16 protein-coding genes are annotated in these 18,437 nt (G+C 59.2%); 10 read left to right on the top strand and 6 right to left on the bottom strand.

Translation table 11 applies throughout. The features are described from left to right. Positions 1–157: 157 nt before the first annotated feature. Positions 158–1,159, bottom strand: a complete 1,002-nt coding sequence (locus tag AFK24_RS23235) for a GntR family transcriptional regulator (RefSeq protein WP_065835455.1) — start codon at positions 1,157–1,159, stop codon at positions 158–160. A gap of 340 nt (positions 1,160–1,499) precedes the next feature. Here AFK24_RS23235 and AFK24_RS23230 point away from each other — a divergent pair, with 340 nt between their 5' ends. From AFK24_RS23230 to AFK24_RS23195, 8 genes are all read left to right on the top strand, one after another. Then, on the top strand, positions 1,500–2,870 hold the full coding sequence (locus AFK24_RS23230) for an amidase (protein WP_139110565.1): 1,371 nt from the start codon (positions 1,500–1,502) through the stop codon (positions 2,868–2,870). Positions 2,871–2,957: 87 nt separating this feature from the next. Further along, the gene (locus AFK24_RS23225; protein WP_065835454.1) at positions 2,958–3,836 is read left to right on the top strand and encodes a polysaccharide deacetylase family protein; all 879 of its coding nucleotides are present in this window, start codon (positions 2,958–2,960) and stop codon (positions 3,834–3,836) included. 30 nt (positions 3,837–3,866) lie between these two features. After that, positions 3,867–5,207 (top strand): MFS transporter, encoded by a 1,341-nt coding sequence (locus AFK24_RS23220; protein ID WP_065835453.1) that lies wholly within the window; start codon positions 3,867–3,869, stop codon positions 5,205–5,207. 10 nt (positions 5,208–5,217) lie between these two features. Beyond that, on the top strand, positions 5,218–5,979 hold the full coding sequence (locus tag AFK24_RS23215; RefSeq protein WP_065835452.1) for an SDR family NAD(P)-dependent oxidoreductase: 762 nt from the start codon (positions 5,218–5,220) through the stop codon (positions 5,977–5,979). A gap of 61 nt (positions 5,980–6,040) precedes the next feature. Continuing rightward, positions 6,041–6,790: an SDR family NAD(P)-dependent oxidoreductase gene (locus AFK24_RS23210; RefSeq protein ID WP_065835451.1), complete on the top strand. Its 750-nt coding sequence runs from the start codon at positions 6,041–6,043 to the stop codon at positions 6,788–6,790. Positions 6,791–6,820: 30 nt separating this feature from the next. After that, positions 6,821–7,120 (top strand): hypothetical protein, encoded by a 300-nt coding sequence (locus tag AFK24_RS23205; RefSeq protein ID WP_065835450.1) that lies wholly within the window; start codon positions 6,821–6,823, stop codon positions 7,118–7,120. Continuing rightward, the gene (locus tag AFK24_RS23200) at positions 7,117–8,124 is read left to right on the top strand and encodes a CobW family GTP-binding protein (protein ID WP_065835449.1); all 1,008 of its coding nucleotides are present in this window, start codon (positions 7,117–7,119) and stop codon (positions 8,122–8,124) included. Before AFK24_RS23205 ends, AFK24_RS23200 begins: the two co-directional genes overlap by 4 nt. Then, positions 8,121–9,314 (top strand): ABC transporter substrate-binding protein, encoded by a 1,194-nt coding sequence (locus AFK24_RS23195; RefSeq protein WP_065835448.1) that lies wholly within the window; start codon positions 8,121–8,123, stop codon positions 9,312–9,314. The genes AFK24_RS23200 and AFK24_RS23195 overlap by 4 nt, the downstream gene beginning before the upstream one ends. 102 nt (positions 9,315–9,416) lie before the next feature. Here AFK24_RS23195 and AFK24_RS23190 read toward each other — a convergent pair whose 3' ends face one another. The 3 genes from AFK24_RS23190 to AFK24_RS23180 form a co-directional block, all read right to left on the bottom strand. Then, the gene (locus AFK24_RS23190; RefSeq protein ID WP_065835447.1) at positions 9,417–11,831 is read right to left on the bottom strand and encodes a glucose/quinate/shikimate family membrane-bound PQQ-dependent dehydrogenase; all 2,415 of its coding nucleotides are present in this window, start codon (positions 11,829–11,831) and stop codon (positions 9,417–9,419) included. Between the two features lie 132 nt (positions 11,832–11,963). Next, positions 11,964–13,316: a carbohydrate porin gene (locus tag AFK24_RS23185; RefSeq protein WP_080482264.1), complete on the bottom strand. Its 1,353-nt coding sequence runs from the start codon at positions 13,314–13,316 to the stop codon at positions 11,964–11,966. Between the two features lie 367 nt (positions 13,317–13,683). Next, positions 13,684–15,720, bottom strand: coding sequence for a TonB-dependent receptor (locus AFK24_RS23180; protein ID WP_065835445.1), 2,037 nt, complete (start codon positions 15,718–15,720; stop codon positions 13,684–13,686). A 296-nt stretch (positions 15,721–16,016) separates the two neighbouring features. Between AFK24_RS23180 and AFK24_RS23175 the strand changes: the two genes are divergently transcribed. Both AFK24_RS23175 and AFK24_RS23170 read left to right on the top strand, forming a co-directional pair. Further along, entirely contained in the window at positions 16,017–16,244 is a 228-nt protein-coding gene (locus tag AFK24_RS23175) for a VF530 family DNA-binding protein (protein ID WP_020288901.1), read from the top strand. 41 nt (positions 16,245–16,285) lie between these two features. Beyond that, complete coding sequence (locus tag AFK24_RS23170; RefSeq protein ID WP_065835444.1) at positions 16,286–16,942, top strand: Pr6Pr family membrane protein; 657 nt, start codon at positions 16,286–16,288, stop codon at positions 16,940–16,942. Positions 16,943–17,052: 110 nt separating this feature from the next. Here the strand turns inward: AFK24_RS23170 and AFK24_RS23165 are convergent, their stop codons facing one another. Further along, entirely contained in the window at positions 17,053–17,823 is a 771-nt protein-coding gene (locus AFK24_RS23165) for a siderophore-interacting protein (RefSeq protein WP_065835443.1), read from the bottom strand. After that, positions 17,820–18,404 (bottom strand): PadR family transcriptional regulator, encoded by a 585-nt coding sequence (locus AFK24_RS23160; RefSeq protein ID WP_065835442.1) that lies wholly within the window; start codon positions 18,402–18,404, stop codon positions 17,820–17,822. The genes AFK24_RS23165 and AFK24_RS23160 overlap by 4 nt, the downstream gene beginning before the upstream one ends. Positions 18,405–18,437: the final 33 nt, after the last annotated feature.

Genomic DNA, 18,437 nt, shown 5'->3' with positions numbered 1-18,437 from the left:
CTCCCTTAGGTTTCAATGGCTGCGGTCAATAGCATTTATAACCGGGTCAAAAACAACGCATTCAGCGGCAAAAGTCAGTCTTTCATTGCCGAACGTAGGAAAATCGTCTCCAGACTGCTTTTTGCACGACCCTTCATGGGCCAGGATGGAAACGCCCTCAGCTCAACCGCGTCAGGTACCCCGGCACTTCCTGCTCAGGCAGTACGGACAGCACCTTCAGGCGTTGTAACATGCGGTGCCGTGCTCTTTGCAGATGTTCCTTGAGGTTGAGCGCTGCGGCATCGAATGCGCCGTGCAATAGCAGCTCCAATATCAGGCGATGCTCAGCCAGCATCGCTTCATCCGCACCGATACTCAGCAGCCTGTAGAAAATCCGGCTAATGATCATCGGGCTCTGGGCTTGACGAATCAGGGTCGCTATCTTGCGATTGTGCAGACCCGCCAGACACTCCTGATGCAGATCTTCTTCAATTCGTTCGATCTCTTGCAGCGTACAACCCTGATTGCCCTGCGCTTGAATGACTCGTGCGAGCATCGCTTCGAGCGTCTCGCGGCTCAGGCCTGGTGCGGTCTGGCGCAGCGCTTCGGGTTCCAGACAGGCACGCAGTTCATAATCCTCAGTCACTTCTCGAGCAGTCAATGGCCCGGCCAGCCACTGGGAATACGGTTCTTTCTCCACCAGACCCCGGTCACGCAAACGCATCAAGGCTTCGCGCACGACTGCGCGGCTCACACTGTAATGCTCGGCGGCACTTTGTTCATCCAGCCGGTAATGACCAAAAGCGATGCAGGTGGACAATTCCGCGCCAATTTCATCGTAGATACGTTCGCCAAGCGGGCGTGTATCCACCAGGTCTTCGCTGCTGTCTAGCCCCAACTGCTTGTGGCTCAAGGACAGGCGCAGCGGTTCGACCTCCAGGCCGTCTGGATTGACCAGATAACCTCGACCATCGAAACGACGGATGAGCCCTTCTGCGTGGAGCAGATCGAGGGCCTTGCGTACTGGCACCCGACTGGTACCAAACAGCTGCGCCAAGGGTGCTTCAAGCAGCACCAAACCATTGGCCGCCGCGCCGGAGACAATGGCAGTGCGCAGCACTTCACGAATCATGGCGTAGCGCGACGCGGTGCGCGAATCCTCTGCTGACATCGGTTTCATACACATCTCTAAGGAATAGCGGCGATTCTCGCACAGAAGCGCACTTGTCACCTTGGGGTACGTTTCACGCCCATTGATGGGGCTTGACGTTACTTTTATGCACTAAAATGTATCGTTTTGAAAATATACATTAATTAGGTCGCAGCTGTTGTGTCTAGCCTTCCACCCAATCCAGCCCGTTTTTCAGTAGTGAAAGGCGCCTGGTACGACCTTTTGCGCTTCATTGCCGGACAAACAGGTGGCGCCGGTGCGTGTTGGCAGCCCTGACTGGCATGGAAACTGCCTACATTAAATGTATATTTTATTAATAAGTACATTTAATGGGTGCGCCATGTCACTGATGGATACCATGAACCGAAACGCCCTCAGCGATGGTTGCGCCATGGCCGACGATTTTGCGCAGGGGCGCAGCGACCCGATGCAGGCGCTTGATCAAGCGCTCGATAACGCGGATCAGGTTGAGTGCGTATTGATTTCCAGAAGCATCGAGCGGGCCCACCGTGAAGCGCAGGCATCCGCCGACCGTTGGCGGGCCGGACAGCCTCTGAGCCGGCTGGATGGCGTACCGCTGGCGTGGAAGGATTTGTTTGATGTCGCCGGTTCTGTTACCACCGCTGGCGCAGCTGTGCGCAAGAATCTGTCTCCGGCGTTGCTGGATGCTCCTGTTGTCGGCCTGCTTGCTCGGGCCGGGATGGTTTGCCTGGGCAAGACCAATCTCAGTGAGTTTGCCTATTCCGGCCTGGGCCTGAACCCTCACTTCGGTACGCCGATCAATCCCGCGAGTGACGGTCAGCCGCGCATCCCCGGCGGATCTTCGTCCGGTTCCGCGGTCGTTGTCGCCGCGAACATCGTTCCGATTGCGATGGGTACTGATACCGCAGGCTCCATTCGCATTCCGGCTGCATTCAATGGCCTGGTCGGTTTTCGCAGTACCACTCGGCGTTACAGTCGTGATGGGGTTTTTCCATTGGCCCATACGCTGGACAGCATTGGGCCGCTGACCCGCAGCGTGCGTGATGCTTTGGTCATCGACGATCTGCTGTGCTCGCGCAGCAAACCCACGTCGTTGCATGCTCGCAGCCTTACTGGACAGCGTTTTTGGGTCGATCAGGCAGTGCTGGACGATCCGCAGGTCGAGCCGGCGGTACGGGGCAATCTGCTGCTGGCCATTGAGCGTATACGCGGCAGCGGGGCCTTGATCGAGGTGAGGCCTTGCCCTGTCTTTCAGGCCGCATTGCAGTTGATCGCGCAGCAGGGCTGGCTGGGCGCGGCGGAAGCCTTCGCTCTGCATCAACAACTGCTCGACAGCGATGCGGCCAGCGAGCTAGACCCTCGGGTACGCCTGCGTCTGGAAGCCGCGCGGCACGTACCTGCCAGTCAACTCCTCAATCTGTACAGCGCTCGTGAGCGCCTGCAGGAACAGCTGGCCCTCGAACTCGACGGTGCATTGTTGCTGACCCCAACCGTCGCCCATGTTGCGCCGCCACTGGCACCTTTGCTGGCCGATGATGAGCTGTTTATCCGAACCAATCTGGCGACCTTGCGCCTGACCATGCCCGGTAGTTTGCTGAATATGCCTGGCATTTCTATGCCCAGTGGCCGTGACCCTTCGGGTTTGCCGACCGCATTTTTAATCAGCGCACCGGCGGGGGAAGACGCCCGCTTGTTGCGGGTGGCTCTGGCGGTGGAAGCGCTGCTGATGTCGCCGTGACTGTTGATTGACAAGCAAGTCACTGGAGCTCCCGGCGCCAGTGCTGACGGAAAAAGGCCGGTCTGATTAACGAGCAGGAGAACCAAGATGGCTAAAGAAATTCTGTGTGCGTTTGGCGTCGATGTGGATGCGGTGGCGGGCTGGCTGGGTTCCTACGGCGGCGAAGATTCGCCCGATGATATCTCAAGGGGCCTTTTTGCCGGGGAAGTCGGTGCGCCGCGTTTGCTTAAGTTGTTCGAGCGCTACGGCCTGCGCACCACCTGGTTTATTCCGGGTCACTCGATGGAAACCTTCCCCGAGCAAATGAAGGCGGTCGCTGATGCCGGTCATGAAATCGGCGTGCATGGTTACAGCCATGAAAACCCGATTGCGATGACGCCGGAGCAGGAAGAAATCGTTCTTGATAAGTCTATCGACCTGATCACCCAGATGACAGGGAAACGACCTACAGGTTACGTCGCACCATGGTGGGAGTTCAGTAACGTCACCAACGAGTTGTTGCTGAAAAAAGGCATCAAGTACGACCACAGCTTGATGCACAACGACTTCCATCCTTATTACGTTCGGGTCGGCGACAAGTGGACCAAAATCGATTACAGCCAACATCCTGATACCTGGATGAAACCTTTGGTGCGAGGTGAGGAAACCGATCTGGTGGAGATCCCCGCCAATTGGTACCTCGATGACCTGCCGCCAATGATGTTCATCAAGAAATCACCCAACAGCCACGGTTTCGTCAATCCACGACATCTGGAAGAAATGTGGCGCGACCAGTTCGACTGGGTTTACCGCGAACACGAACACGCGGTGTTCACCATGACCATTCACCCGGACGTCTCCGGTCGGCCGCAAGTGCTGCTGATGCTCGAGCGCCTGATAGAGCACATCCAGAGTCATGCGGGCGTGAAGTTCGTCACTTTTGACGAAATCGCCGATGACTTTGTCCGTCGTAATCCCCGTAACTGATGATTCATTGCCCTGTCCGAGGCGTCGCCCATGTCCATTTACAACAAGCTCGACCTGACTGGCTGGAAACCCCAGCAACTGACTCCTGATCAAGTGCGATTCGCGACCTGGATCGCCTTTTTCGCCTGGGTCTTCGCGGTTTATGACTTCATCTTGTTCGGCACCTTGTTACCGGAGATCGGGCGGCACTTTGGTTGGGGTGAGGTTGAACAGGCCGAGATTGCGACATGGGTCGCCGTGGGTACGGCCGTGGTCGCGCTCGCCATCGGCCCACTGGTAGATCGCCTTGGGCGGCGCATGGGCATTATTTTTACCGTGACCGGCTCAGCCATTTGTTCGGCGCTGACCGCCATTGGCGGTGCCTGGGGTAAATCCCCGTTGATCCTGATTCGCTCGCTGGGCGGTTTGGGTTATGCCGAAGAAACGGTCAACGCAACCTACCTCAGTGAAATCTACGCAGCCTCCGACGATCCACGCCTGGCCAAGCGTCGCGGTTTCATTTACAGCCTGGTGCAGGGCGGTTGGCCGGTCGGCGCGCTGATCGCCGCCGGTCTGACGGCTGTGCTGTTGCCGATCATAGGCTGGCAGGGCTGCTTCGTATTCGCTGCAATCCCGGCGATTATCATCGCGATCATGGCCCGCAAGCTCAAGGAGAGTCCGCAGTTCCAGATTCATCAACGCATCACTCAACTGCGCAAAAAAGGCGACGTCAGTCAGGCTCAGGCAGTGGCCCTGACTTACGGTGTCGACTATGAAGAACATCGTACCGCCGGCATCGCAGCGGCGTTTCGCGGGTCGTCACTCCGCGCCACTCTGGTGATCGGCGCAGCGATTCTGCTCAACTGGGCAGCGATTCAAGTGTTCAGCGTACTGGGCACTTCCGTGATCGTCAGCGTGCATCACATCTCTTTCGAGAATTCGCTGATCATTCTGGTGCTGTCCAACCTTGTGGGTTATTGCGGTTACCTGAGCCATGGCTGGATGGGCGACAAGATCGGTCGGCGCAACGTCATTGGCCTGGGCTGGATGCTCGGTGGTTTGGCGTTCGCCGGCATGCTTTACGGACCGAGCAATATGCCGACGGTGGTTGGGCTTTACAGCCTGGGTCTGTTTTTCCTGATCGGCCCTTACTCGGCGGCGCTGTTTTTCATCAGCGAAAGTTTTCCGACCAGTATTCGCGCCACCGGCGGAGCAATCATCCATGCAATGGGACCTATTGGCGCGGTGGTTGCCGGTTTCGGAGCTACGTCGGTGTTGAGTGCTGGTGGCGACTGGCAGACCTCGGCTTTGTACTTTGGCGCGCTGCCGTGCTTCCTCTCGGGTGCATTGATGTTCGCCGCCAGGCATGTCCGCCCGGAAACCGTTAAGTAAGGAGATTTCTATGACTCGGAAAACTGCACTGATTACCGGTGCTGCCAGCGGCATTGGTCAAGCGCTGGCAGTGGCCTTCGCCCGGCAAGGCGTCTCAGTGGTCGGCGGTTATTATCCCGCAGACCCTCACGATCCAAAGCAAACCATGGAGCTTGTCGAGGCGGCCGGCGGCCAATGTCTGATGTCGACGCTGGATGTTACCAGCACGCAATCGGTGGACGAACTGGCCGAGCAGGCGATCAAGACCTTTGGACGCCTGGATTACGCAGTGGCCAATGCCGGTTTGCTGCGTCGTGCGCCACTGCTGGAAATGACCGACGAGCGCTGGAATGAAATGCTCGATGTCGATTTGACGGGCGTGATGCGCACCTTTCGCGCGGCGGTTCGACACATGGACAAGGGTGGCGCACTGGTGGCGATCTCGTCGATTGCCGGTGGTGTCTACGGCTGGCAAGACCATTCTCATTACGCGGCAGCCAAGGCCGGCGTGCCGGGGTTGTGCCGCTCGCTGGCGGTGGAGTTGGCTGCGCGGGGCATACGGTGCAACTCGGTAATCCCCGGCTTGATCGAAACGCCTCAATCGCTGGACAGCAAAAACTCCCTTGGCCCGGAAGGTCTTGCACGGGCGGCGAAAGCTATTCCGCTGGGTCGGGTCGGTCGCGCTGATGAGGTGGCTGCACTGGTGCGTTTCCTGTGCAGCGATGAAGCCAGTTACCTGACCGGACAAAGCATTGTGATTGACGGTGGGCTGACGGTGCGCTGGCCTGAGTAGCGCTCACCGTAGATATCACCCGCAGTTTCATGCGTCACAGTGCTCAAGAGGAGCCAAATTCATGCAACGACTGCAAAACAAACGCGCCGTAATTACCGGCGCAGGCAGCGGCATTGGCGCCGCCATCGCCTGTGCTTACGCGGTTGAAGGCGCGTATCTGCTGTTGGGCGATCGTGACCCGGTCAGCCTGGCGAAAGTCGCTGAACAATGCCGCCAGTTGGGCGCGCAGGTGCACGAATGTGTGGCCGATGTCGGCAGCGTTGAGGGCGCTCGAGCCAGTGTTGATGCTTGTGTCGAGCACTTCGGCGGGATCGATATCCTGGTCAACAATGCTGGCATGCTGACTCAGGCGCGTTGCGTCGATCTGAGCATCGAGATGTGGAACGACATGTTGCGGGTCGACCTGACCAGCGTCTTTGTCGCCAGCCAGTGTGCATTGCCACACATGCTGGCGCAGCGTTGGGGGCGGATTATCAATGTTGCCTCGCAACTGGGCATCAAGGGCGGCGCTGAGCTGACTCACTATGCCGCAGCCAAGGCCGGGGTCATTGGTTTCACTAAATCCCTTGCGCTTGAAGTGGCCAAGGACAACGTGCTGGTCAACGCCATCGCGCCCGGCCCCATTGAAACGCCGCTGGTCGCAGGCATCAGCAGTGCCTGGAAAACCGCCAAGGCAGCCGAGCTGCCACTGGGTCGCTTCGGGCTTGCCGAAGAGGTTGCGCCTGTGGCGGTGCTGCTGGCCAGCGAGCCTGGTGGTAATTTGTTTGTGGGTCAGACGTTAGGACCTAACTCCGGCGATGTTATGCCGTGATGAACTCGTTGGCGAGTCAGGAGTGAACTCATGTGTGGACTTTGCGGCCTGCTGGGCGAAGACGTACATTGGAGTGACCCGTTGGACGGCGAGTTGCCCCGACGTCGCGAGCGTTTGCGACGTATCGCGGCGATCAATAGGGTCGTCGCGCCGTTTCGCTTGAAGGTCGAGGATTTTCAGGGCGTGTCCTATCTGCTGCTGGGTGCGACAGGCAAACAGGAACTGGCCACAGGCCTGGAGCAGCTCTGGCAAAAGGCGGAGTTACTCATTGGCCAGCCGCTTGATCCTCTCGACCCTCGAGTGCTTGATCATTTGCAGAGGCCCTTATGAGCATCGCCATGAACGTCGTTACCGGATTTCTCGGCAGCGGCAAAACCACCTTGCTCAAGCGTCTCCTGCAAGATGAAAACCTTGGCGACACCGCGGTATTGATCAATGAGTTCGGCGATGTCGGCATTGATCATTTGTTGGTGCAGGAAGTCGCTCCGGATACTGTTTTACTGCCCAGTGGTTGTGTCTGTTGCTCCATCAGGGGGGAATTGAAGGACGCTTTGCTGGGTTTGCTTGGGCGACGCAGCCGAGGCGAAATCCCACAGTTTCGTCGCGTCATCCTGGAAACCACCGGGCTGGCCGATCCGGCCCCCATCCTCGCCACGTTGAGCAATGACCCACAGTTACGTGGGCGTTTTCATCTGGGCTTGATCGTTACGCTGGTGGATGCCTGCCATGCCCCGTTGCAAGAGCGCCTGCACCCGGAATGGCTGGCGCAGGTAGCGGCTGCCGATCGCTTGTTGCTGAGCAAGACCGATCTGGTTGACCCATCGGCATTGGCTGCCTTGCGCGCGCATCTGCAAGAGCTGAATTCTTCAGCGCCCATGCAGGAGAGCACCGAGGTCCATAGCGGCGAACAGTTACTCCTCGATCAGGGCGTGCGCAGCGCCGAGCCGGAGCAGGAAGTGGCTCGCTGGCGTTTGCATCGCGTGCAGTCCACACCGTCCCGTCACGGAGATGCGCAAGTCTGTTGTCTCACGTTCGAGCAACCGCTGGACTGGGTCGGGTTCGGGGTCTGGTTATCGATGCTGTTAAGATGCCATGGCGAACGAATCCTCCGTGTCAAAGGACTGCTCAACGTGAAGGCCAGCCAAACTCCTATCGTGATCCATGGCGTACAGCATTGTCTGCATGCGCCGGTGCACCTGTCGGCATGGCCCGGGGAGGATCGTACATCACGACTGGTGTTTATCCTGCGCGGCCTGGAGCCGGATCTGCTGCGGCGCTCGTTCGATGTGTTTGCCCACAGCTTTGCTCCGAAAAACGCTGAGGGGACCGCATGACCATTACCTTGCGCGTACTGGGAACCTCGGTCACCTTGCTGGAATCGTTGCGCGAACGGGCGGAGCGCGAGCTGGGCATCCGATTGGTCTATCAGATTCACGACGTACAAACCGCGCAACGCATCGCGGTCATGCAGCCGGACAGTTACGACCTGTACGATCAATGGTTTCACAACGTTGATTTCGTCTGGCCCGCCCGAGCAATACAACCTATCGATACCCGGCGCATCGCGCTCTGGCATGAGATCAATGATCTGCCCAAGCGCGGCCGTCTGCGCTCATCGGATCGCCTCGGCAGCGGCAGCGTGCCCAGCGAACGATTGTTCGTGCAGCACGATGGCTCTCTGGGTAGTGCCGTGACGGAACGCATCAGCATGTTACCGCTGACTCATAACGCCGACAGCTTCGCTTACCGGCCCGAGCGTTTACCCGCTGGCCTTAATTCGGCGGATGAAAGCTGGGGTTGGTTGCTGGACCCGGCCTGGGGCGGACGTATAGCGCTGCAAAGCGACGCCGCCATCGGCGCGCTGGATGCGGCGTTGGCCGTGCAAGGCGCGGGCCTGGCGCAGTTCAAGGATATCGGCAACATGAGCATCGAGGAGATTGATGTGCTCGCCGATATCCTGGTGCGTAAACAGCAGCAAGGGCATTTCGGCGCATTTTGGTCAGACGATGCAGAAGCGGCTGAGTTGATGCTCAGTCCGGCCATCGATATTCAGAGCCTGTGGTCACCGACATTGGTCAGACTGCATCGCGCCGGGGTGAAATATCGCGTTGCAGTGCCTCGTGAAGGTTATCGCGGATGGTTCGGTGGGCTTTCGCTGTCACACCATGCCAAGGGCCCGATATTGGACGCAGCGTATGCCTATTTGAACTGGTGGCTTTCCGGCTGGCCGGGTGCAGTGATGGCCCGCCAAGGCTATTACATCGGTAATCCGGCGCGCAGCCGTGACCACCTCAGCGCTGCGGAATGGGATTACTGGTACGCCGGATTGCCTGCTCGTGAACAGCTGCTGGGCAGCGATGGTTTGCCCTTGATCGATCCCGGAGAGGTCCGCGCTGGTGGTTCCTATGTGCAACGCATGGGCCATATCGCGGTGTGGAATTCGGTGATGGACGAACACAATTATCTGGTTCGGCGCTGGGGCGATATCTTGCGGGCGGGCAAGGCCGGCGGCAGGCTGCGTTAACGCGCTGGGTCGCTAGTCCAGGGGAAGGGATGCCGGGTTTCATAACAAACAAAAAAAGCGGCCATCTCTCGATAGCCGCTTTTTCACTGCCTCAGCGAATCATCAATCCGGCAGTTTGAACGCCATCACGTAGTCGCCTTGCTTGGTACCCAGCGAGCCATGACCGCCAGCCACGACCAGCACGTACTGCTTGCCGTCCTTGCCGGTGTAGGTCATCGGCGTGGTTTGCGCGCCTGCTGGCAGGCGGCCTTCCCACAACTGCTTGCCGTTACGGACATCGTAGGCGCGCAGATACTGGTCAAGCGTGCCGCTCAGGAACGCGACGCCACCGGCGGTGGTGAACGTCCCGCCCAGGCTTGGCACGCCCATGGACAGCGGGATTGGAACCGGCGAGCTGTCACGCACGGTGCCGTTTTTGTGCATCCAGATGGTTTTGTGGCTGGTCAGGTCGACAGCCGCGACATAACCCCAGGCCGGAGCCTGGCAAGGCAAGCCCATCGGCGACAGCAGTGCTTCAAGGATCACACCGTATGGCGCGCCTTTGTTCGGCTGCACGCCTTCGGTTTCGCTTTTGCGACCCGGGCCGCCTTCAACTTCGGCCGCTGGGACCAGTTTCGAACGGAAGGCCATGTAGCTCGGATTCACGAACGCGATCTGGCGCACTGGATCGACCGAAATGCCGCCCCAGTCGAACACACCGAAGTTACCTGGATAAACCAGCGAACCTTCCAGCGACGGCGGGGTGAACGGGCCGTCGTAACGCAAGGATTTGAAGTCGATCCGGCACAGCATCTGGTCGAACGGCGTCACGCCCCACATGTCGCGCTCCTTGAGGGGCGGCGGCATGAAATTCAGGTCGGATTTTGGTTGGGTCGGCGACGTGTGATCGCCCGCCACCGCGCCCTGAGGGACCGGGATTTCGTTGATCGGGATGATCGGTTGACCGGTGCTGCGGTCCAGCACATAGATGCTGCCCTGCTTGGTCGATACCAGCACCGCTGGCTTGACGCCATCCGCCGTTTTCATATCCAGCAAGGTCGGCTGACCACCCACATCCATGTCCCACAAGTCATGGTGAGTGAGCTGCATGTTCCAGCGTACTTTGCCGGACGCGATGTCCAGCGCCACGATACTTGCGCTGTATTTTTCCGACTCCGGCGTGCGATTGCCGCCCCATTGATCCGGGGTCTGGTTGCCCATCGGCAGGTAAAGCATGCCCAGCTTTTCATCGACCGCGAACATCGACCACATATTGGGTGAATTGCGGGTGTACTTCTGGCCCTCTGCCAGTGGCGTGGTGTTGTCCGGATTGCCGCTGTCCCAGTTCCACACCAGACGGCCCGTGTGTACGTCGAATGCACGGATTACGCCGGAAGGCTCGTCCAGCGAAACGTTATCGGTGACGTGGCCGCCGATCACGACCAGATCCTTGGTCACAGCCGGTGGCGACGTGGAGTAGTAACCGCCCGGCGCGAAGGTGCCGATGTTGGCGCTCAGGTCGATGGCGCCTTTGTTGCCGAAGTCTTCACAGACCTTGCCAGTGTCGGCGTTCAGCGCGATCAGGCGGGTGTCGGCAGTCGGCAGGAAGATCCGACGTGGGCACGCATTGCTGCTGGTAGTCGCGACGGCCGGAGTGGCCGGGCTTTGGGCTGGCGCGGCGGCATAAGCAGCATCATCGTGATACGACACGCCACGGCAGGTCATGTGCGCCCAACCTTTGAAGTTGGCGGCATTCTGGGTGCTGATCTTTGGATCGTAGCGCCAGATTTCCTTGCCGGTATCCGGGTCCAGTGCGATCACCTGGCTGTGCGGCGTGCAGACATACAGCATGCCGTTGACCTTGAGCGGGGTATTTTCCGCCGTGGTTTCACCTGGATCATTCGGGCCAGGTATATCGCCGGTGCGATAGGTCCAGGCCGGAACCAGCTTGCTGGCGTTTTCCGGAGTGATCTGCGCCAGCGGCGAATAGCGGTCGCCGAAAGCGGTGCGACCGTAGGACTGCCAGTCACCGTCGGGCATGGCCGGCGCGGTGTTGCTGGTGCCTGCAGTGTCGCGGTCCAGTTGACCCTTGATTTCGCCAGGGTTGGTGAACTGGCTCGCCAGCGCGGCAACGCCGGCCAGAACCACGGCCACGCTCAACGCGCCGGTCGCCAGGCCGCCGGGTTGGCCACGCAGCACGGGGCGCCGGAACCAGGGCAGCAACAAGACGATACCGAGGGCAAACCACAATGCCAGACGCGGCACCAGTTGCCACCAGTCCAGACCGACTTCCCACAAGGCCCAGACGGTGCTCGCGAACAGAACCACCGCATACAGACCCAGGGCCGCGCGGCGTCCGGTGATGAGCAACAAGCCCGTCACGGCGAAGCCGATACCGGCCAGCAGGTAATACAACGAACCGCCCAGTTGCAGGAGTTTGACACCCCCCGCCAACATGATCAGGCCCATCAACAAGATCGCCAGCCCGAGCAACGTCGGTAGCAAGCGATATCGACTCAAAGCACCATCAGTGCTCATAGTGTGAATCTCCGTGACAGATTAAGTGATTGAAACTTTGATATTCATGACGCCGATTCCTGGCGAATCGTGTGGCGATACTTTGACGCTAGTTGCTGAAACGTATTACCGACAGTTCAAATCAACCGTTGGTCAGAACGACGACTGGATTTTCAAGCCCGCGACCAGTGCGTCGTCGACCTTGTCCACACCGCCCGGATGACGGATGAACTGCAGGTTGGGGCGCACAGTCAGCCAGTTGGTCAGGTGTACGCCGTAATACAGCTCGGCGTTGTATTCGGTGTCTTGCAGTGGCATGAAGGCCGGGTCGCTGTAGTCGTAGACCGCCGCCGCCCGATTTTGTGCGTCGGCGTTTTTGCGGTACGCCGGGTTGACGTGAATGCGCGCGACGGCCAGACCGATATCGTCCTGCGGACGGGCATCGAACGGGCCTTTATAGAAGCCGCCCAGCGCCACATAGTTGTCGACCATGTTGGTTTTCTTGTCGTGCATCGTGCCGTTGACGAACAGGCTCAGGCCACGGCTCGCATCGCCGTCGACGCTGGTGACTTGCTGGCGCAGATTCAGCCACATGCCGTGTTTGCTCGATGCGCTGCGATAGGCGCCATCGGTGGCGGCAGCAGACTGACCATTGCTGTTCTTGTACACATCCTGGCTGTCGGCGGTGCTGTAGTAATAACCGGCGCGGTATTCGCCCGGCAGCCCGGCAACTTTCGGTGACCACACCAGTTCAACCGGCAACACGGCACCTTGAGTGCCGCTGCCGCTGAGCTTGAAGCCGTTGTCGTTTTCCAGGTTCGACGGGTTCTGTTCGAACACGCCGATCTGCGCAAAGACTTCAGGCGTCAGCTGGTATTTGACGCGCATGGCCCATTGGCTGATCGGCCAGTTGTAGACAATACCGCCGTCCCAGTTGCCGACCTGGGAACCGCACAGGGCAAGGTTCTGGAAGTCGCAAGGGAAGGTGCCAAAGTCTTCGCCCTGATTGAAACGGCCGAGCTTGATGCTCAAGGCCTGATCGAGGAATTTCTGCTGGTACCACATCTGCGTCAGACGGGTGACGCTGCCCCGGCCCCAGACTTCCTGGGACGAAGAAAGCGTGCCGGTGCGCGGGTCGCCGACGCGGTCATTGCTGATGTTGTCGCCATTGCGATTGCTCACCGTCAGTTGGAACTCGGCATCGTGCCAGCCGAGAATCTTCTGCAGATCAAGGTGCGCGCCCAATGCCCATTGATCGCTGTAACGCACGGCTTTGTCATGGTTGTAACCGCCATGCAGGTTGGAGCCTGTCTCGGAGGTGTAGTCCAACTTGAAGTCATACCCTTGCTGCGACAGTTCGCTGCGCTTGCCATTCCAGTCGCCCAGCATCCACGGCGAGTCGGCGTCGAACGCGGGTGCTGCCTGCGCGCAAGTCGCAAGCCCCAATGCCAGCAGGCCGCAAAAGCCATTGATGGTTTGCAGGCGCGGCAGAACAGGCACGGCCATGGCAGCAGATCGTCTCGGGTAATCGGACATTAGGGGCATTCTTTTTAAGTTATTAAGTGAGGGTCGAAAGCGGCATCTCGCGCTTGAAGAAACGAGAGAAGGGATCGAAAAAACAGGATTAATCGATTCAGCCGTTGAAGGTGGCAATGATAGGGGGCTAACGACTCAGCAAACAGCAGGGAAATTGACATGGATCATTGCAAAGGCTGCAACAGTGAGGCAAAGCGTCGCACCTGAAGCAACCCAAGACTTTCAGGAGAATCTCCAGAGCCCGTTGGCGCGAGGCTTGCCCGCGAAGAACGATGGCGCGGTGGATCTGGGACCACCGAGGCGTCTGATTCGCGGGTAAGCCTCCAACAGAAGAGCGTTAGAAGGTCGTGCGCAACCCCACCTCAACACTTCGCCCCTGAGCCGGAGCGATGTCGCGCAGGATCGAACTGGCGTAGCGCACGGTCTGGTTGGTCAGGTTCTCGGCATTGACGAACGCCAGCCACTGGCTGCTGCCCATGTCGAATCGGTACCCGGCGCTGGCGCCCAGCGTGGTGTAGCCGTCGGTGCCGGTTTCGTTATCCGGAACCTTGCGTTGCGAGCTGGCGTGTTCGACATCGATCCGCGCCTGCCATTTATCCAGTTCCCACAACAAACCGCTGTTCAGGCGTAACGGTGCAATACGCGGCAAGGCTTCGCCGGTATCGAGGTTTTTGGCGCGGGTGTAATCACCCGACAGTTCCAGAGCGAGGCTGCCGTATCGGTTTTGTCCCAGTTTCCAGTGATCCTGCGCCTCGAAGCCGCTGAAGCGAGCGCGCACGCCTGAATAGTTATATTCCGGGATGCCATCGGCGTCGTCTTCACCTTCATCGTTCAGCGAGCGACCGCTGCCGAGCAAACCGATGTAATTGGAAAAGTGACTGTAGAACACGCCCACGCTGCCTTTATGCGTGCCGTTATCGAAGCGCAATGCCAGATCGCTGGACACGGCTTTTTCCTTCGACAGGCTCGCATCGCCGCGCTCGTAGGTGCCAGTGGCGACGTGCGCGCCGTTGGCGTAAAGCTCATAGAAGGTCGGCGCGCGCTCGGTGTAACCCAGGGTAGCAGCCAGGGACAAGATCGGTGTCAGGCTGTAAATGGCTCCGGAAGAAAGGCTGCCTGCGGTAAAGCTGCTGGCGTTCTCGGCGTTGGCGAAACGCTCGTTGCCCTTGGCGTCCGGATCGACGCGGGTGTGCTCGATGCGCCCGCCAAGGCTCAACTTGAGACGCTCGCTGGCTTGCAGTTCTTCAAGGATGAACAAGGCGCCGGCGTCTGTGTCGGTTTGCGGGACGAATGCTTCTTCGCCCAAGGCGGAAAACTCGCCACGGGTCATTTGCGCGCCGATCACGCCTTGCACAGGGCCGATCGGCTGATGACGTGCTTCGATTCGAGCTTCGTAGCCCTTGTTTTTGAACGTGGTGCCAACTTCGCCACCTTCGATTTCACGGTGCTCGTAATCGGTGTAACCCGCGTCCAGTTTGACCGAAGTAAAGGGTCCGGCCAGATTGCGAATTTCCGAAGCGAACGCGTAATGCTCCTGCTGCATACGTATCCGCACGTCCTGCTCGGCGGGTGAGCCGTAGTTGGAGTCGTAATTGCTGTAGGACAAACCGGCGTAACCGTCATCCCAGGTGTAGGAACCGCCGACCGCACCACCATCCTGACGACCGTCGCTGTTGCTCAGTCGGTGTTTTTTGTCATCACCTTCGTCGCTGGCGCGCTGATCATGGGTGCGCGCATAACCGGGAATCCGCAGGTCATTGAACTCCCGGGCATTGGCGTCGATGTGCAGGGCGAACTGACCGTTGCCGGCCTCCAGTTTGCCAGCGCTGCTGCGCGTGGTATCTGCGCCGCCGTAACGCAATTCGCCAGCGCCATGGATGCCTTCGATGGCTTCAGTAGGAATGCGGTTGTCGAAGGTGTTGACCACGCCGCCAATGGCGCTGCCTCCGTATAAAAGTGCTGCGGGGCCGCGAACGATTTCGATGCGCTCGACGTTGACCGGGTCCAGCGGCACCGCGTGGTCATAGGACAGCGACGAAGCATCCAGGGCGCCAACGCCGTTGCGCAGAATACGAATGCGGTCGCCGTCCTGACCGCGAATGATCGGGCGGCTGGCGCCAGGGCCGAAGTAGGATGAAGACACGCCGGGCTGCTTGTTGAGTGTTTCGCCGAGGCTGCCTTTTTGCTGAAAGGTCAGCTCATCTCCCTCAAGAATCGTTGCTGGCGAAGCGAGTTGGCTGCTGCCCAGCGGGTTTGCGGTGATCAACTGCGGTTGCAGATCCACCACGTTTGCCGCGTGAGACGGGGAAGCGAGCAGCAGGGCGGTTGCCAGTGGCGACAGACGCCAGAGCAGTTTGCTGGAAGGGCGAGACATGTTGATTTCCTTGGCAGTGCGGATGCGCGAAGCAACGCAGGAGACGAGCGATGGGATATTATTTGTTGTTATAACATAACATTTACCGCGTTGAGCGATCCATCCTCAATTCGCCGTGCTGGCTCGGTTAGGTGCTTATCCGTCCTGTGTTCAGGATGCGTCCTACACTTTTAATGGGCTTTAGCGGTGCGACAATCGGAAGCCTTCGCACGCTAAGCCCTTCCCGCTGTCAGAAGGCTCGGCTAAGGTGCGCAGCTCTTTGAAACGCCCTTGATCATTCAACTCGAAGGTTCCGCATGACAACACAGCATTCCAACCCTCTGCATGGCGTGACGCTGGAACAGATCCTCAACGCTCTGGTTGAGCATTACGAGTGGTCCGGCCTGGCTGAACGCATTGATATTCGCTGCTTCAAGAGCGACCCGAGCATCAAGTCCAGCCTGACTTTTCTGCGCAAGACCCCTTGGGCTCGTGAAAAAGTCGAAGCGCTGTATGTGAAGTTGCACCGCAGCAAGGGTTGGTAACTTCGTCCGGTTTGGAGCCTGGGCCTCAAGGATTAACACTGATGTACGCCGAACACACGCAACCCGCGCAAGGACAGCGCCGCTACACGATCATTGCCGCGAGCCTGGGCTGGTTGGGACTGGTTATTCAGCTGTATCTGATTTTCTTCGCGCGCTGGGCAGACGACGCCAGCCTGGTTGGCGGACTGGTGCGGTTTTTCAGCTTCTTCACGGTATTGAGCAACACGCTGGTTGCGGTTGCCCTGACCTGTGCGCTGAGCAGCAGCACGTCAGCGGCGCAGCGTTTTTTTCGCCATCCCGTGGTGTGCAGCGGCATTGCGACCAGCATTGCCCTGGTCGGTCTGGCCTACAACATTCTGTTGCGCCATTTGTGGCAGCCCGAAGGCTGGCAATGGGTCGCAGACGAATTGCTCCACGACGTGATGCCGCTGATGTTCCTGTTTTATTGGTGGCTGTACGTGCCCAAGGGCGTATTGCGATTCAGGCATGTGCTGCTGTGGATTCTTTACCCGATTGTCTACTTTGCCTACGTGCTGCTACGCGGCAATTCCCTTGGCGATTACATGTACCCCTTCATTGATGCCGGAACCATTGGGTTTACCAGAGCGTTCATCAATGCGGGCGGGGTGTTGGCCGGGTTTGTGGGGGTGGGCTTGTTGCTGGTGGGCGTGGATAGAATCAAGGGTCGCCGGGCGTAGACCCTTATTGCGATCTGTTGGAGCGAGGCTTGCCCGCGAAGAACGATAACGCGGTGCGCCTGGCCCACCGCGTCGCCTGATTCGCGGGCAAGCCTCGCTCCAACGGGGATTTACCCCTCATCCCGCTCATCAAGTCGCCAGTAACCCGAGCATTTGACCAGTGCTTCATCAAGCCCGAATTCGCCGAGCAGCACGCGCCGAATCCTGCGCGACAATGCCGCTTCGGTGGCGACCCAGGCGTACAGCTGACCTTCGGGCATTTCCAGGCGGCGGGTGACGTCCACCAGATCCTGCTCGCCGCGCACGATCCAGATCACATCCACTTGCGCCTGGCTCTGGAACACCTGCTGCTCGCCCATATCCGCAACCTCGACCACCACCAGCGCGCAGCGATTGGCCGGAAGGCCTTCAAGGCGACGAGCGATGGCGGGCAGGGCAGTTTCATCGCCGATCAGCAGGTAGCTGTCGAACATATCCGGCACGATCATCGAACCACGCGGGCCACCGATGTGCAGAAACTGCCCCGGCTGAGCCTGCGCCGCCCAGGTTGCAGCCGGGCCTTCGCCGTGCAGCACGAAGTCGATGTCCAGTTCGCCGCTTTCGGCGTCATAACGACGCGGCGTGTAATCGCGCATGGCCGGGCGCGGGCCGTCATCCGGTGCGCCGAGCTTCATGGTTTCCATTGCTCGTTGTTCTTCCGGGGTGCGCGGAAAAATCAGCTTTACGTGATCGTCGGTTCCCTGGCTGATAAAGCCTGTCAGCTCCGGCCCGTGCAGCGTAATCCGACGCATCTTCGGGGTGATGTCTGTAACGCGCAGCACCTGCAACTTACGCCGTTTGATTTCATGGCTGACTCGGTGGATCGATTGTTGCGAATTCATACGGACTTCTCCGACGCGTGGGGGCCATCGACGATGGCTTTGGCGGTGTTATTGAGCAGGTCGCGAACCCGCAGGATTTCTTCGGGGCTCCAGCGGCCATCATGCAGATGCATGGCGTGACGCAGATTGTTTACCGCTTCATGGATTTCCGGCGGACGTTCATGACCCCGCAAGGAACGCTTGCTGACGTCAATGCGCATGCGCACGCCGTCCAGCGCTACGGCTTGTTCGGTCAATGAGGCGCGACCCGCTTCGGTGATGGCGTAGTGTTTTTTGCCGCCGTGAGCGCTGCCTTCGATCAATTCGCTTTCTTCAAGGAAGGTCAGGGTCGGATAAATCACGCCCGGGCTTGGGCTGTAGGCGCCATCGAACATGCTTTCGATCTGGCGGATCAGGTCGTAGCCGTGGCAAGGCTGTTCGGCGATCAACGCCAGCAACAGCAACTTCAGATCCCCCGGTGCAAACACCCGAGGCCCACGGCCACCGCGTTCGCCGCGAGGACGCTTTTCAAAACCGTCACGACCTTCGCCGTGGTCGCGGTGATGGGGGCGGTGTTCATTGTGGTGATGGTCATCACGCATTTCTCTATCTCCTGCTTAAGTTAGATATACCTT

It is taken from the genome of Pseudomonas syringae, from assembly GCF_001698815.1.
GTDB classification, from domain to species: domain Bacteria; phylum Pseudomonadota; class Gammaproteobacteria; order Pseudomonadales; family Pseudomonadaceae; genus Aquipseudomonas; species Aquipseudomonas syringae_A.
This window is presented reverse-complemented; position numbering and strand designations above follow the sequence as displayed.